The sequence below is a fragment of the Achromobacter sp. UBA2119 genome, assembly GCF_002331005.1.
In the GTDB taxonomy this organism is placed as follows: Bacteria; Pseudomonadota; Gammaproteobacteria; order Burkholderiales; family Burkholderiaceae_B; genus Achromobacter; species Achromobacter animicus.
The window spans coordinates 399396-413982 of record NZ_DCYD01000009.1 but is presented as its reverse complement, the minus strand read 5'-3'; the positions used below and the strand labels follow the sequence as shown (position 1 = coordinate 413982).

The following is a 14587-nucleotide window of genomic DNA, read 5'->3' as shown; positions in this document are numbered from 1 at the left end:
GCGCATAATGACGACGCCCGTGCCGGCATGTAGCGGCACGGGCGTCGTCATTCCTGGATTGCCAAATTTCTTCGCATGGAGCCGCACCCGTGAGCAGCAGTTTCGATCGCGCAGGGCTTGCCCTGATGTTCAGCACCATCCTGGTCTGGGCGGGAAGCTGGATCGCGATGAAGCTGATCGTGCCCTACATCGGACCGTTCGACTTCGTGGCCCTGCGCTACGTGACGGGCAGCCTGGTGCTTTTCGCGCTCGCGTTCGCCACGCGCCGGCCGCTGGCGATGCCGCCCTGGAAACTGACCCTCTTGATCGGCCTGACCCAGACGGCGGGCTTTCAGGGCTTCGTCCAGACCGCGCTGGTGGACGGGGGCGTGGGCAAGGTGTCCCTCATGGCCTACACCATGCCGTTCTGGGTCGTGCTGTTTGCGTGGTGGTTGCTGGGCGAGCGGCCCACGGCCCGGCACGCGGCCGGCATCGCGCTGGCCGCCGTCGGCCTGATCTGTTTCGTCGAACCCTGGAACGGGCTGGGCGACATCCGCCCCGTGTTGCTGGGCCTGGGCAGCGGCCTGTGCTGGGGCGTGGGCACGGTGCTGTCCAAGCGCATGTTCGACCGCCATGCGCCGGACGTGATGACGTTCACCGCGTGGCAGATGCTGTTCGGCGGCCTGGTCATGGTGCCCATCGCCTATCTGGTGCCGCAGATGACCGCCCAATGGGGCTGGCCGCTCTGGACCGGCATGACCTACATTGTGCTGATCGCCACCGCGGCGGGCTGGCTGCTGTGGCTGCAGGTCGTGCGCCGCGTGCCCGCGTCGATCGCGGGACTGTCGAGCCTGGGCGTGCCCGTGGTGGCCATGCTGCTGGCATGGGCCATCCTGTCCGAGCGTCCCACGCCCGTCGAGGCAGGCGGGATGGTGCTGATCCTGGCTGGCATCTTTGTGGTGAGCCGTGCCGCGCCGGCCGCGCGCGCCGAATGACCTTTCCGAATTCCTGTCCTCTCCAATCCCCTGGAAACTTTCATGATTGATCTGCGTAGCGATACCGTCACCCGTCCCGATGCGGCCATGCTCCAGGCGATGGCCAATGCCCCGCTGGGCGATGACGTGATGGGCGACGATCCCACCGTGATCCGCCTGCAAAAGACGTTGGCCGAGCGCACCGGCAAGGCTGCCGGCCTGTTCTTCCCGTCGGGCACGCAAAGCAACCTGGCCGCGCTCATGGCGCATTGCGACCGCGGCGACGAGTACCTTGTCGGCCAGCTTGCGCATACCTACAAGTACGAGGGCGGCGGCGCAGCGGTGCTGGGCAGCATCCAGCCCCAGCCCATCGAACACGCGCCGGATGGATCGTTGCCGCTGGAAAAACTTGCCGCGGCGCTCAAGCCCAAGGGCGACCCGCACTTCGCGCGCACGCGCCTGCTGGCGCTGGAAAACACCTTCCACGGCAAGCTGATTCCGGCCGCGTACATCCAGGCCGCGACGTCCTGGGCGCGGGAGCAGGGCCTTGCCACGCACCTGGACGGGGCGCGCGTGTTCAACGCGGCTGTCGCCAGCGGCAAACCCGTGGCCGAGCTTTGCCAGCCCTTCGACTCGGTGTCCATCTGCTTTTCAAAGGGCTTGGGCGCGCCGGTCGGATCGGTGCTGGTCGGCAGCGAAGCATTGATCTCCCGCGCGCATCGCTGGCGCAAGATGCTGGGGGGCGGCCTGCGCCAGTCTGGCGTCCTCGCGGCCGCGTGCCTGTACGCGCTGGAGCACAACGTGGAACGGCTGGCGCAGGACCACGAGAATGCGCGCCTGTTGGCCGAAGGCCTGCGGGGCATTGCCGGCGTCAAGGTGCTGAGCCAGGACACCAACATGGTGTTCGTGGAATTCGAGCCGTCACGCTGCGATGCGCTGACGGCGGCGCTGGGCAAGGAAGACATCTTGATGCGCGCCGTCTATGGCGGTCCGACGCGTCTGGTCACGCATCTGAACGTGTCGGCCGACGACGTGCGGCGCGTGGTCGAGGCGGTGGGGCGGTTGTTGCGTTGAGCCGCCTCGGCGATCGCAATCGCGCCGTCGCCGCGAGTTCAGCCGTGGCGCGCGCGGCTGTCGGAGGGCGCCTCGTCGCGCTCCTGCATGCCGTAGTCGCGCAGCACCTGGGCGACGCGCAGACGGTAGTTCTGGAACACGCCGCCGCGCCCGGCCTCTTGTGCGCGGCGGTGCGATTCCAGCGAGCGCCAGCGCAGCACCGCGGCCTCGTCGCGCCAGAATGACAGCGACAGCAGCTTGCCGGGCGTGGACAGGCTTTGAAAGCGTTCGACGGAGATAAATCCGTCGATGGTGCGCAGTTCGTCGATCAGGCCGGCGGCGATCTCCAGATACGGGGCGGGGTCGCCATGGGCGGGCTCGACTTCGAATATCACGGCAATCATGGGTTGCTGTCCTTTTGATAATCAAACTGGGCATGCGCGCGTTGGAGAGCGCGCGATAGCGCAATCGCGTGGGTCTGGATGCGTGACGGCGTCCAGGGGATGGGGGCGGCATGGCGGGTGGGCGGTGACCGATGCGGGATTCGGCCGCCAGTATCCGCCAGCCCCGCAGGCAACGATTCGGTGTGAGCCGAACTATGCCTGCGCCGCGTCGTGGTCGGCCAGCAACGCCGCGTAGCCCTGCCGTGAATCGGGCCATTGCAGCGACAGGCCGCTGGCGCGCAGGCGCGCATTGCTGAGCTTCTTGCTGCCTACGTTGGCGGGCGCCGCCGCCTCGCGCGGGGCCGGGGCGCCGATCATCCGGGCCAGCTCGGCATACAGGACGTGCAAAGGCAGAGGCGTGTCGTCACAGCCGATGTACACCGGCGCAACCTCTGGCAGCAGCGCCAGGTGCACCACCGCGGCGGCCGCGTCGTCGATGTGGATGCGGTTGGCCCAATGCTCGGGCTGCACGGGCGCCCCTGCCGCGCCGCTGCGCAGGCGCTCGATGAGCTGCATTCGGCCCGGCCCGTACAGGCCCGCGAGCCGCAGCGCCGCCGAGGAAACCGGCTGTGCGGCGAGCGCGGCCTCGGCTTCGAGCAGCACTTTCCCATTGAAACCCTGCGGCGCGGGCGGCGTGTCTTCGTCCACCCAGCCGCCGTGATGTTCACCGTACACGGCGCTGGAAGAGACGAACACGATGCGCTTCAAGGCGGATCTATCCATCGCTTGCAACACGTTGGCCAGGCCATCCACAAACACGCCGCGGTACGCCTGCGGATCACGCGCACCGGGCGAGGGCAGGTGAATGAGCCGCGTGACGCCTCGCGGTAGCGAGGCAAGCGTGTCCGGGCGCGTGATATCGCCCTGCAGCCATTGAACGCCGCTGGCATCGCCGGCGGGCGGGTGGCGGCGCAGCGCATGGACCTCGTCGCCGCGCGCCAGAAAGCGCTGTGCCGCGCGCATGCCCAGGTCACCGCAGCCGATCAGAAGTACGCGTTCGCTCATGTTGTCGCTCCAGGCAGTCGGAAAAAAAAGGCGCCCCGCGGGGCGCCTTCTGGGCGGGCGCGGTGCGCCCTCAGTGTCACATGCCGCTGTAGACCGGTCCTTCGCCGCCTTGCGGCGCCACCCAGACGATATTCTGCGTGGGGTCCTTGATGTCGCAGGTCTTGCAGTGCACACAGTTCTGCGCGTTGATCTGCAGGCGGTCCTCGCCGTGGTCGTCCTTGACGAACTCGTACACGCCGGCCGGGCAGTAGCGCGACTCGGGGCCGCCGTACTTGGCCAGGTTCACCTTCACCGGCACGGACGGATCCTTGAGGGTCAGGTGGACGGGCTCGTTCTCGTCGTGGTTGGTGTTGGAAATGAACACCGAACTCAACTTGTCGAACGTGAGCTTGCCGTCAGGCTTGGGGTAGTCGATGCGCGCGCATTGCGACGCCGGTTGCAGACAGGCGTGGTCGGGCTTGTTGTGACGCAGTGTCCAAGGCATCTTGCCCTTGAGCAGCAGCTGTTCGATGCCGGTCATCAGCGTGGCGACCGTGCGGCCCTTCTTGAACCACTGCTTGAAGTTGCGCGCCTTGTTCAGTTCTTCGTGCAGCCAGGAGGCTTCGAAGGCCTTGGGGTAGGCGGTCAGTTCGTCCTGACGGCGGTCGGCAACGAGGGCGTCGAAGGCGGCTTCGGCGGCCAGCTTGCCAGACTTGATGGCGGCGTGGCTGCCCTTGATGCGCGAGGCGTTCAGGAAACCGGCTTCGCAGCCGACCAGCACGCCGCCCGGGAACGTGAGCTTGGGCAGGGCGAGCAGGCCGCCGGCGGTGATGGCGCGCGCGCCGTAGGCGATGCGCTTGCCGCCTTCGAACGTGCCGCGGATGGCCGGGTGGGTCTTGTAGCGCTGGAATTCGTCGAAGGGCGACAGCCACGGATTGGCGTAGTCCAGACCGACGATCATGCCCACGGCCACCAGATTGTTGTCCAGGTGATAAAGGAACGAGCCGCCGTAGGTGTCGGCATCCAGCGGCCAGCCGGCGGTGTGGATCACCAGGCCGGGTTTGGATTGGGCCGGATCGACTTCCCACATTTCCTTGATGCCGATGCCGTAGGACTGGGGGTTGCGGCCGTCGTCCAGCTTGAAGCGTTCGATGAGCTGGCGGCCCAATTGGCCGCGCGAGCCTTCGCTGAACACCGTGTAGCGGGCATGCAGTTCCATGCCGGGCTGGTAGTGGTCGGTGTGGCTGCCGTCGCGGGCCACGCCCATGTCGCCGGTGGCCACGCCGCGGACGGCGCCGTTTTCGTCGTACAGCACTTCAACGGCCGCAAAGCCGGGGAAGATGTCCACGCCCAGCGCTTCGGCCTGTTCGCCCATCCACTTGACGACGTCGCCCAGGCGGACGATGTAGTTGCCATCGTTGTGGAAGCACGGGGGCAGCAGCCAGTTCGGCGTGGCGCGCGCGCCGGTCTCGGACAGGAACAGGAACTTGTCCTGCGTGACGGGCACGTTCAGCGGCGCGCCTTTCTCTTTCCAGTCGGGGATGAGTTCAGTCAGCGCCAGCGGGTCCATGACGGCGCCGGACAGGATGTGCGCGCCAAGTTCCGCGCCTTTTTCCAGTACGCAGACGCCGATCTCCTGATTCTTCTCAGCGGCCAGCTGCTTCAGACGGATTGCTGTGGCCAGGCCGGCGGGACCACCGCCAACCACGACCACGTCATATTCCATCGACTCGCGTTCAGACATTTGCAAAGCTCCCCGTATGTATTCCATATATGGCTGGAAGTATTATCAGCGATTGTATTGCAGGCGAGGGTCCTGTACCCCTTCGCATTTCTTTTAGCCTTCAGGAGTTATTGGTGAACCCGGACAACCTGTCTGCGCGGCTGCTTTCGGTGGGCGACACCCATCAGCTCGAATTGCCCTTGCGCTGGGGCGATTCAGACGCCTTGAACCATCTGAACAACACGCTGTATTTCCGCCTCATGGAAGAGGCTCGCATGCAGATTCTGTATAACGCGGGCTTCAAGCTGCCGGCCGACGATGGCGCGATCCTGGCGCACGCGTCGTGCGATTTCCTGCGTCCGCTGACGTATCCGGCCACCGTCCGTGTGACGCATAAGGTGACGCGCATCGGCCGCTCCAGCGCCGAATTCGAGCTGCTGCTCGAGAAGGTCGGTGACGACGCGGGTCCCTATGCGCGCGGCCGGAATGTGCTGGTATGGATGGATTACGTGGCCAATACGTCCGCGCCGTGGCCGCCTGAAGTCCTGGCCCAAATGGCCACGCAGTTCACGCCGGCCCAATGAGCATGCGCGGCCGCGGGCCGCGTACCGGCCAAAATAGCGCGTGCTTTGACCGGTCATGTCGGTAAAATCTAGCGCAAAATCAGAAAAGCAATGAGGGCGCGCCACCCTCGGCGCCACCGCTTCACGGAAATCGGGCCTCGCCGCGATGCCCGCGTAGCCTGCGCCAACAGCCGCGCCCCAAGGAACGACTGGGCTTGTCCCGATTCCCCGATTTTTCCGGGACCCGTGCGCGGGTAGCGGCGGGGCGGGCTCACTTTGGTTAGACCTTAACTAGGAGTTGGAGCGATGGACAAGGTTTATGCAAGCGCCCAGGAGGCGCTGGCAGGCATCGTCAAGGACGGTCAGATGATCGCCGTGGGCGGTTTCGGCCTGTGCGGTATTCCCGAGGCGCTGATCGCCGCACTGCGCGATTCGGGCGTCAAGGATCTCACCTGCATCAGCAACAACGCGGGCGTCGACGGCTTTGGCCTGGGCCAGCTGCTCAACACGCGCCAGGTGCGCAAGATGATCGCGTCCTATGTCGGCGAGAACAAGGAATTCGAACGCCAATACCTGTCGGGCGAACTCGAGCTTGAATTCACGCCGCAGGGCACGCTGGCTGAAAAGCTGCGCGCCGGCGGCGCCGGCATTCCGGCGTTCTTCACCCGCACCGGTGTGGGCACCATCGTGGCCGAAGGCAAGGAAATCCGCGAGTTCGACGGCCATCAGTACGTGATGGAGCGTTCGCTGGTGCCGGACGTGTCGCTGGTCAAGGCGCACATCGCCGACCGCAGCGGCAACCTGGTGTTCCGCAAGACCGCGCGTAACTTCAATCCGAACGTCGCCATGGCGGGCAAGTTCACGGTCGTCGAGGTCGAACAGATCGTCGACACCGGCAGCCTGGACCCGGATCAGATCCATCTGCCCGGCATCTATGTGCAACGGATCGTGGTGAACGCCACGCCCGAAAAGCGCATCGAACAACGCACCACTCGCCCGGCCTAAGGAGAAGACGACATGGCATGGTCCCGCGATGAAATGGCGGCACGCGCCGCGCGCGAGCTGCAAGACGGCTTTTATGTGAACCTGGGCATCGGCCTGCCCACGCTGGTCGCCAACCACGTCCCCGCAGGCGTGGAAGTGTGGCTGCAATCCGAAAACGGCCTGCTGGGCATCGGCCCGTTCCCCACCGACGATCAGGTCGACGCCGACCTCATCAACGCCGGCAAGCAGACGGTCACGACGCTGCCCGGCTCGTCGATCTTCTCGTCGGCCGACTCGTTCGCGATGATCCGCGGCGGCAAGATCAACCTGGCGATCCTGGGCGCGATGCAGGTCTCCGAAAAAGGCGATCTGGCCAACTGGATGATCCCGGGCAAGATGGTCAAGGGCATGGGCGGCGCAATGGACCTGGTGGCCGGTGTTGGCCGCGTGGTCGTGCTGATGGAGCATGTTGCCAAGAAGAAGGACGGCTCCGAAGACATCAAGCTGCTTCCCGAATGCAACCTCCCGCTGACCGGCGTGGGCGTGGTTGACCTCATCATCACCGACCTGGGCGTGATGGAAGTCACCGAAAACGGCCTGAAGCTGCTGGAAACGGCGCCCGGCGTGACGGTGGACGAGATCAAGTCCAAGACGGCGGCGAAGCTGGACGTGTCGGCGGTGCAGTAGGCCGCACCCGCTTCACCTTGCATGAACTGACCCCCGAAGGTTGGACGAGATCCGGCCTTCGGGGGTCTTTTTGCGTGGCGAGGCGACTGTCCGCCAATCTCCCCGCACCGTCAAAGGCTGGGCTATTTCACGACTGTGGTTTCCGACTTTTCTGATTGATTGGTGGTCTGCGATACGTAGACTCAAGCGCACCCGAAAAATGTCAGGAGCCGCAGCATGGCAGGACGCGCCGTTGTTCGAATCGGCGACAAGACATCGCACGGGGGGACCGTGACGCAGGGGTTCCCCCAGTACACGATCGAGGGCAGGGCCGCTGCGGGAATGGGCCACCTGGTGGCCTGTCCGCAGTGCAAGGGCACGTATCCCATCGTCGAAGGTGTTTCCAGCTTCATCGTCGATGATGGTCTTGTGGCAATTGAAGGCATGAAGACAGCCTGCGGCGCTACGCTGATCGCCAGTCAGGCCTGGAAGCGAAAACCGCAACAGAATCACCCGCAGAATGGCCCGTGGCCGGCGAGCGCGGACGACGTGACGGATCACATTTCCATCAAGCTGGGGATCGATCTATATGGGGCAGCCAAGCCTCATGAACTGACGGCCAACATGCTTCTCCACCGTGTCAGCGCCGTGCCTCCACCCTGGGGGTATGGAAAGGATGTCGCCAAAGAACCGCACACATGCAGAAGAGAGCCAAAAAATTAACGGCGCCCCGTGGCGTCAGATTGGCTGCAATACTTCTGTGTGCAGCGCCGATTTTCTGGGTGCTCTTCCTGTACTTTTGCAGGCCCGTGGTCGCTTTGCACTACGCGCAGGATGCCCAGGCCGACCTTCTAGTCTTTTTCAATGACAATCACGACACGACCCGGTTTCTCCTGGCTCCCGGGCAGTCTGTGTCATCACCGACCGCGATGTTCCCGGCATCCGATATGTGGATGCTGATCTCGACCCCTCGCGAGAAGGGCGGCGCCCTTGAGATCACCAAACCGTTCAGCCGAATCGACGTTTACTTCGCCGCAGGCGGAAAAATCGATCATACGGAAATCCGCCAAGGCTTCTTTGCGCGGTTTCTTGAGCCCGGCGGCTGATGCGGTGGCCGCCGAATGTGTTTCGGCGGTTCAGGCCGATTCGCTCAGCAGCATCCCCACATGCGGGATGCCGTCCTCCATGTATTCCTCAGTCACCGGCACAAAGCCGTGGCCGCCGTAATAGCCTTTGAGCCGCGCCTGCGCACCCAAATAAACCGGCTTACCCGGCCACAACCGCTGCACTTCTTCCTTTGCGCGGCGCATCAGCTCATGCCCCAACCCTGTTCCACGCGCGGCCGGGGCGGTGATCACGCGGCCGATAATGGCGCGGCCGTCATTCAGGGCCGGCTCCAGCAGGCGGCAATAGGCCACCAGTTCGCCCTCGTGCCACGCCATGAGGTGTTCGGTCTGCCCCTTGAGATCCTTGCCGTCCATGTCCAGAAACACGCAGTTCTGTTCCACCACGAATACCTCGGAACGTAGCCGCAGGATGGCGTAGAGCTCGGCGGGGGTCAGATCGGCGTGGGGCTTGCAGGTCCAGGCGGGCGTCATGCGGGTCATTCCAGATATCGGGACAAGGTGGGCAATTCTGTAAGGGCACCAAGCGTAACGCAACCCGGCCCCGATTTTTAGACCCGGACTGTTACATCTATTCACGGGTATACCCTTAGTATGAAAATCTATTTTCTTAACTAAAATTTGTGTGTAAACAGATTTACATAAACCCGCCGCCTGATTTCCACCACGCTGTTCGATGACCAAGTCCGCCATTACGATCGCTGATCGGATCGCCCGGGCCCAGCCCGCGCTGAGCCGGACCCAGCACAAGATGGCCGAGTACGTGCTGGCGCATCAATTCCGCGTCGCCACCATGACCATCGACGAGTTCGCGCTGGCAGTGGGCGTGTCGGTGGCCACCGCCAACCGGTTTGCGCGTGCCCTGGATCTGCCGGGTTACCCGCAATTCCGTGCCGAGCTGGCGCGCGGCTTTGAAGCCGCGCTGGAACCGGTCGAAAAATTGCGCACCGAACTGGCCCACTCGGCCAGCGCCGTCCAGATCTTCGCCGCGACGCTTGAAGAAGACATTCGCAACGCGCAGCGCAACCTGCAGGCCCTGGATTCGGACGCCTGTGAAAAGGCGGTCGACACGATCCTGGCCGCCGAACGCGTTTTCATCATCGGTTTCGGCGCCAGCGGGTTCCTCGCGGGCCTCTTGCAGCGCGGCCTGTGCATGCACCTGCATTCCGTCGAGTCGCTGGCCGGTCCCGGCGGCGTGTCGCACGCGGCGCGGCAGATGTCGCGCATGACCAGCAAAGACCTGGTGATCGCCATCGGCTTTCCGCGCTATCTGGCTGACACCGTGACGCTGGCCGGCGCGGCCAAGCAGGCCGGCGTGCCGGTGCTGGTGCTGACGGACAAGCCCACGTCGCCGCTGGCGCCCACGGCCTCCGTCGTGCTGTATGCCTTCTCGGCACGCCAGCTCATTCCCAATTCCGAAACCGCCGCGCTCGGGCTCATTGAAGCCTTGTCCGCGGCGGTGGCCTATCGCGCCAAAAATTCCGTCGCGGCCGCCGCTGGGGTGACCCAGTCCGTCATGCCGTGGCTCATACATGGAGTAGGTAAACGATGATTCAGCCCGTGATTGCCATTCACGGCGGCGCCGGCGCGATGTCCCGCGCGGCCATGTCTCCCGAGAAAGAACAGGAATACCTCGCGGCCCTGGAGTCCATCCTGACCGCCGGCCAAGCCGTGCTGGCCAAGGGCGGCAGCGCCCTGGACGCCGTCACCGAGGCCGTGCGCCTGCTCGAGGATTGCCCGCTGTTCAACGCCGGCCACGGCGCCGTGTTCACCAGCGCCGGCACCCATGAGCTGGACGCCGCCATCATGGACGGCGCGACGCTGCGTTCCGGCGCCGTCGCCAATGTGAACCGCGTGCGCAATCCGATCTTTGCCGCGCGCAAGGTCATGGAAAACAGCAAGCACGTCTTCTTCGTGGGCGAGGGCGCCGAAGCCTTCGCCACTCAGGAAGGCGTGGAACTCGTCGACCCGTCGTATTTTTCGACCGAAGCCCGCCGCGAGCAGCTGCTGCGCGTGCAGCGCGAAACGCCGGACGCCGCCGTGCTGGATCACGACGGCCAGGCCATGGTCGCGCGCGGCCAGCCTGCACCGGCCGATCCGCTGGACGCCGACAAGAAGTTCGGCACCGTGGGCGCTGTGGCTGTCGATGCGCAGGGCAACCTGGCGGCTGCCACCTCCACCGGCGGCATCACCAACAAACAGGTCGGCCGCGTGGGCGATGCGCCCCTGATCGGCGCCGGCACCTATGCCAGCAACAAGACCTGCGCCGTGTCCACCACGGGCACGGGCGAAATGTTCATCCGCATGGTTGCCGCGTACGACGTGGCGGCCCAGATGGAGTACTGCGGCGCCTCGCTGGAAACGGCGGCGGACCGCGTCGTGATGGAAAAACTGCCCACCATCGGCGGCAAGGGCGGCCTCGTGGCCGTCGACGCCCAGGGCAATGTGGCCTTGCCGTTCAACACGGAAGGCATGTACCGGGGTTACGCCCGCGTTGGCGAAAAGCCGGTGACCGCCATCTACCGATGAGCGGCGGGTTTGGATCAGTAGGTTTATTTTGGGAATGAGAAGAGATGGTTGATCGCGCAAACAGCCTGGCGCTGCCGGATAACCGCGTGGTCCAGGTCGACGACCTGACGGTGCGCTTCGTGGGCTCCGAGCGCACGGTCGAAGCCGTGCGCAACCTGTCGTTCCATGTGGACCGGGGCGAAACCCTGGCCATCGTGGGCGAATCGGGTTCGGGCAAATCGGTGACGTCGCTGGCGCTGATGCGTCTGGTGGAACACGGCGGCGGCCGCATCGCCCAGGGTCGCATGGCCCTGCGCCGCCGCAACGGTTCCGTGATCGACCTGGCCAATTCCAGCCAGCGCGTCATGCGTGACGTGCGCGGCGCCGACATGGCGATGATTTTCCAGGAGCCGATGACCTCCTTGAACCCGGTGTTCACGGCCGGCGACCAGATCGCCGAATCGATCCGTGAGCACCAGGGCATGGACGGCGCCTCGGCGCGCGCCGAAGCGCTGCGCATGCTGGAACAGGTCCGTATTCCCGAAGCCAAATCGGTGCTGGACCGCTACCCGCATCAACTGTCGGGCGGCATGCGCCAGCGCGTCATGATCGCCATGGCGCTGGCCTGCAAGCCGGCGCTGCTGATCGCCGACGAGCCGACCACCGCACTGGACGTGACCATCCAGGCGCAGATCCTGCAACTGATCCGTCAGCTCCAGGAAGAGATGCACATGGGCGTGGTGTTCATCACCCACGACATGGGCGTGGTGGCCGAAGTGGCCGACCGCGTGCTGGTGATGTTCCGCGGCGACAAGGTCGAGGAAGGTCCGTCGGACCAGGTGTTCGCCGCGCCCCAGCACAGCTACACCAAGGCGCTGCTGTCGGCCGTGCCGAAGCTGGGCGCCATGCAGGGCACGGACCTGCCCGCGCGCTTCCCGCTGCTGCAGGTGGAAGGCCAGGCCCAGCCGGTGGCCGAGCCCGGCGCCGTCAGCACGCAGGAAGTGCCCAACGCCAAGCGCGAGCCCATCCTGAGCGTGCGCAATCTGGTGACGCGCTTTGACCTGCGCGGCGGCATCATGAGCCGCGTGCAGCGCCGCGTGCACGCCGTGGAAAAGGTCAGCTTCGACCTGTACCCCGGCGAGACGCTGTCGCTGGTCGGCGAGTCCGGCTGCGGCAAGTCCACGACGGGCCGCTCGCTGCTGCGCCTGGTGGAAAGCCAGGGCGGCGAGATCCGCTTCGGCGGCCGCGACATCGTGCGCCTGAAGAACAACGAACTGCAATCCCTGCGCCGCGACATCCAGTTCGTGTTCCAGGATCCGTTTGCGTCGCTGGATCCGCGCGTGACCGTGGGCTTCTCGATCATGGAGCCGCTGCTGGTGCACGGCGTGGCCAAGGGCAAGGATGCCGAGCGCCGCGTCGCCGAACTGCTCGAGCGCGTGGGCCTGCCGCCGGAAATGGCGCAGCGCTACCCGCACGAATTCTCGGGCGGCCAGCGCCAGCGCATCTGCATCGCGCGCGCCCTGGCCCTGAACCCGAAGGTCGTGATCGCGGACGAATCCGTGTCGGCGCTGGACGTGTCGATCCAGGCGCAGATCGTGAACCTGCTGATCGACCTGCAGCGCGACATGGGCATCTCGTTCCTGTTCATTTCGCACGACATGGCCGTGGTCGAACGCGTCAGCCACCGCGTGGCGGTGATGTACCTGGGACAGATCGTCGAAATCGGCCCGCGCCGCGCCATCTTCGAGAATCCGCAGCACCCGTACACCAAGAAGCTGATGTCCGCCGTGCCGATCGCCGATCCGGCGCGCCGTCACCTGAAGCGCACCTTGCTGTCCGATGAAATCCCCAGCCCGATCCGCAAACTGAACGACGAACCGGTGGTGCAGCCGCTGGTTCAGGTCGGTACGGATCATTTTGTAGCCCGCCATCCCGTCGGCGGCGCGTATTGACTCAGTAGTTGACCTTTTTTTGGAACCAGGAGTTGCAATGATGAAAGTTCTGCGCCCCACCAAGCTGATGGCCGCTGCCGCGCTGGCCTTCGGCGTGCTCACCGCGCCGATGGCCCACGCCGCCAAGGACGTGACGTTTGCCGTTTCCATCGCGCTGGAAACGCTGGACCCGTACAACACGAACAGCACGCTGAACCAGGCGGCTGGCAAGGCCTACTACGAAGGCCTGTTCGAATTCGACAAGGACCTGAAGGTTCAGAAGGTGCTGGCGACCGATTACACGGTCAGCGAAGACGGCCTGGTCTACACCTTCAAGCTGCGTCCCGGCGTGAAGTTCCATGACGGCACCGACTTCAACGCCGAAGCGGTCAAGGTCAACTTCGACCGTCCGGCCAATCCGGACAACCGCCTGTCGCGCTACATCCAGTTCAGCGTTATCGAAAAGACCGAAGTGGTCGACCCGATGACCGTCAAGATCACGCTGAAGAAGCCGTTCTCGGCCTTCATCAACGCGCTGGCTCACCCGGCCGCCATGATGATCTCGCCGGCCGCCCTGGCCAAGTACGGCAAGGAAATCGGCTTCCACCCGGTTGGCACGGGCCCGTTCGAATTCGTCGAATGGAAGCCGGCTGAATACCTGAAGGTCAAGAAGTTCGCCGGCTACTGGAAGCAAGGCTACCCGAAGGTCGACACGCTGACCTTCCGCACCGTGACCGACAACAACACCCGCGCCGCCGTGGTGCAGACGGGTGAAGCGCACTTTGCCTTCCCAGTGCCGTTCGAGCAGGCCGCCGTGCTGAAGAAGAACGACAAGCTGGACGTGGTCGATCACAAGAACTCGATCATGGCCCGCTACCTGTCGATGAACACGCAGCAAAAGCCGTTCGACAACGTCAAGGTGCGTGAAGCCATCAACTACGCCATCAACAAGGACGCCCTGGCCAAGGTCGCGTTCTCGGGCTACGCCACCGTCATCGACGGCGTCGTGCCGCAAGGCGTGGACTACGCGCACAAGATCGGCGCATGGCCCTACGACATCAAGAAGGCCAAGGCCCTGCTGGCCGAAGCCGGCTACCCCAACGGCTTCGAAAGCACGCTGTGGTCCGCCTATAACGACGGCACCTCGGTGAAGGTCGTTCAGTTCCTGCAGCAACAGCTCGCCCAGGTCGGCATCAAGGTTTCCGTGGAAGTCCTGGAATCCGGCCAGCGCGTGCAGCGCGTCCAACAGGTGCAAAAGCCTGAAGACGCCAAGGTCCGCATGTACTACGCCGGCTGGTCGTCCTCGACCGGTGAAGCCGACTGGGGCCTGCGTCCGCTGCTGACCACCGCCGCGTTCCCGCCGGTGCTGAACAACGTGTCGTACTACTCGAACAAGTCGGTTGACGAAGGCGTCCAGCAAGCGCTGGCCACCACGGACCGCGAGAAGAAGACCGAGATCTACAAGAACGTTCAGGAAACCATCTGGAAGGACGCCCCGTGGGCCTTCCTGGTGACCCAGAACAACCTGTACGTCAAGTCGAAGAACCTGTCGGGCGTGTACGTTGAGCCGGACACCTCGTTCTGGTTCGGCGACATCGACCTGAAGCAGTAAACCAAGCAGTAACTCTTGGGGCCTTCGGGCCCTTGTAAGGCCA

At 64.7% G+C, this 14587-nt stretch carries 15 protein-coding genes; 11 read left to right on the top strand and 4 right to left on the bottom strand.

Annotated features, from left to right (window positions below; genetic code table 11):
- The first annotated feature begins 125 nt into the window (after positions 1–125).
- Positions 126–974 (top strand): DMT family transporter, encoded by an 849-nt coding sequence (locus B3098_RS07115; RefSeq protein WP_239213130.1) that lies wholly within the window; start codon positions 126–128, stop codon positions 972–974.
- A 42-nt stretch (positions 975–1016) separates the two neighbouring features.
- Entirely contained in the window at positions 1017–2027 is a 1011-nt protein-coding gene (ltaE, locus tag B3098_RS07110) for a low-specificity L-threonine aldolase (protein WP_286893421.1), read from the top strand.
- 38 nt (positions 2028–2065) lie between these two features.
- Here ltaE and B3098_RS07105 read toward each other — a convergent pair whose 3' ends face one another.
- The 3 genes from B3098_RS07105 to B3098_RS07095 form a co-directional block, all read right to left on the bottom strand.
- Complete coding sequence (locus B3098_RS07105; protein ID WP_175122926.1) at positions 2066–2410, bottom strand: antibiotic biosynthesis monooxygenase family protein; 345 nt, start codon at positions 2408–2410, stop codon at positions 2066–2068.
- 192 nt (positions 2411–2602) lie between these two features.
- Positions 2603–3454 (bottom strand): NAD-dependent epimerase/dehydratase family protein, encoded by an 852-nt coding sequence (locus B3098_RS07100; protein WP_286893419.1) that lies wholly within the window; start codon positions 3452–3454, stop codon positions 2603–2605.
- Positions 3455–3530: 76 nt separating this feature from the next.
- On the bottom strand, positions 3531–5177 hold the full coding sequence (locus B3098_RS07095; RefSeq protein ID WP_286893417.1) for an electron transfer flavoprotein-ubiquinone oxidoreductase: 1647 nt from the start codon (positions 5175–5177) through the stop codon (positions 3531–3533).
- A gap of 110 nt (positions 5178–5287) precedes the next feature.
- Here B3098_RS07095 and B3098_RS07090 point away from each other — a divergent pair, with 110 nt between their 5' ends.
- From B3098_RS07090 to B3098_RS07070, 5 genes are all read left to right on the top strand, one after another.
- Positions 5288–5740 carry an acyl-CoA thioesterase gene (locus B3098_RS07090; RefSeq protein WP_255596284.1) on the top strand — a complete coding sequence of 151 codons (453 nt, stop codon included), beginning with the start codon at positions 5288–5290 and terminating at the stop codon, positions 5738–5740.
- A 285-nt stretch (positions 5741–6025) separates the two neighbouring features.
- Positions 6026–6724: a CoA transferase subunit A gene (locus B3098_RS07085; RefSeq protein WP_175122922.1), complete on the top strand. Its 699-nt coding sequence runs from the start codon at positions 6026–6028 to the stop codon at positions 6722–6724.
- Positions 6725–6736: 12 nt separating this feature from the next.
- Positions 6737–7390, top strand: coding sequence for a CoA transferase subunit B (locus tag B3098_RS07080; protein WP_056567942.1), 654 nt, complete (start codon positions 6737–6739; stop codon positions 7388–7390).
- A 216-nt stretch (positions 7391–7606) separates the two neighbouring features.
- Complete coding sequence (locus B3098_RS07075; protein WP_286893413.1) at positions 7607–8092, top strand: PAAR domain-containing protein; 486 nt, start codon at positions 7607–7609, stop codon at positions 8090–8092.
- Positions 8068–8475, top strand: coding sequence for a hypothetical protein (locus B3098_RS07070; RefSeq protein WP_286893411.1), 408 nt, complete (start codon positions 8068–8070; stop codon positions 8473–8475). The genes B3098_RS07075 and B3098_RS07070 overlap by 25 nt, the downstream gene beginning before the upstream one ends.
- Before the next feature lie 30 nt (positions 8476–8505).
- Here B3098_RS07070 and B3098_RS07065 read toward each other — a convergent pair whose 3' ends face one another.
- Entirely contained in the window at positions 8506–8967 is a 462-nt protein-coding gene (locus B3098_RS07065) for a GNAT family N-acetyltransferase (protein ID WP_279971968.1), read from the bottom strand.
- Positions 8968–9169: 202 nt separating this feature from the next.
- Here B3098_RS07065 and B3098_RS07060 point away from each other — a divergent pair, with 202 nt between their 5' ends.
- From B3098_RS07060 to gsiB, 4 genes are read left to right on the top strand one after another with little or no spacing between them, the layout of a single operon-like run.
- Positions 9170–10045, top strand: a complete 876-nt coding sequence (locus B3098_RS07060) for a MurR/RpiR family transcriptional regulator (protein WP_279971709.1) — start codon at positions 9170–9172, stop codon at positions 10043–10045.
- Entirely contained in the window at positions 10042–11022 is a 981-nt protein-coding gene (locus tag B3098_RS07055) for an isoaspartyl peptidase/L-asparaginase family protein (protein ID WP_279971707.1), read from the top strand. Before B3098_RS07060 ends, B3098_RS07055 begins: the two co-directional genes overlap by 4 nt.
- 44 nt (positions 11023–11066) lie before the next feature.
- Positions 11067–12953 (top strand): dipeptide ABC transporter ATP-binding protein, encoded by a 1887-nt coding sequence (locus B3098_RS07050; RefSeq protein ID WP_175122916.1) that lies wholly within the window; start codon positions 11067–11069, stop codon positions 12951–12953.
- Positions 12954–12990: 37 nt separating this feature from the next.
- Positions 12991–14544 carry a glutathione ABC transporter substrate-binding protein GsiB gene (gsiB, locus tag B3098_RS07045; RefSeq protein ID WP_191576724.1) on the top strand — a complete coding sequence of 518 codons (1554 nt, stop codon included), beginning with the start codon at positions 12991–12993 and terminating at the stop codon, positions 14542–14544.
- Positions 14545–14587: the final 43 nt, after the last annotated feature.

Coding starts and splice junctions, on each gene's coding strand:
- B3098_RS07115 (WP_239213130.1), top strand. CDS start 126: ATGTTCAGCACCATCCTGGTCTGGGCGGGAAGCTGGATCGCGATGAAG.
- ltaE (WP_286893421.1), top strand. CDS start 1,017: ATGATTGATCTGCGTAGCGATACCGTCACCCGTCCCGATGCGGCCATG.
- B3098_RS07105 (WP_175122926.1), bottom strand. CDS start 2,410: ATGATTGCCGTGATATTCGAAGTCGAGCCCGCCCATGGCGACCCCGCC.
- B3098_RS07100 (WP_286893419.1), bottom strand. CDS start 3,454: ATGAGCGAACGCGTACTTCTGATCGGCTGCGGTGACCTGGGCATGCGC.
- B3098_RS07095 (WP_286893417.1), bottom strand. CDS start 5,177: ATGTCTGAACGCGAGTCGATGGAATATGACGTGGTCGTGGTTGGCGGT.
- B3098_RS07085 (WP_175122922.1), top strand. CDS start 6,026: ATGGACAAGGTTTATGCAAGCGCCCAGGAGGCGCTGGCAGGCATCGTC.
- B3098_RS07080 (WP_056567942.1), top strand. CDS start 6,737: ATGGCATGGTCCCGCGATGAAATGGCGGCACGCGCCGCGCGCGAGCTG.
- B3098_RS07075 (WP_286893413.1), top strand. CDS start 7,607: ATGGCAGGACGCGCCGTTGTTCGAATCGGCGACAAGACATCGCACGGG.
- B3098_RS07070 (WP_286893411.1), top strand. CDS start 8,068: ATGCAGAAGAGAGCCAAAAAATTAACGGCGCCCCGTGGCGTCAGATTG.
- B3098_RS07065 (WP_279971968.1), bottom strand. CDS start 8,967: ATGACGCCCGCCTGGACCTGCAAGCCCCACGCCGATCTGACCCCCGCC.
- B3098_RS07060 (WP_279971709.1), top strand. CDS start 9,170: ATGACCAAGTCCGCCATTACGATCGCTGATCGGATCGCCCGGGCCCAG.
- B3098_RS07055 (WP_279971707.1), top strand. CDS start 10,042: ATGATTCAGCCCGTGATTGCCATTCACGGCGGCGCCGGCGCGATGTCC.
- B3098_RS07050 (WP_175122916.1), top strand. CDS start 11,067: ATGGTTGATCGCGCAAACAGCCTGGCGCTGCCGGATAACCGCGTGGTC.
- gsiB (WP_191576724.1), top strand. CDS start 12,991: ATGATGAAAGTTCTGCGCCCCACCAAGCTGATGGCCGCTGCCGCGCTG.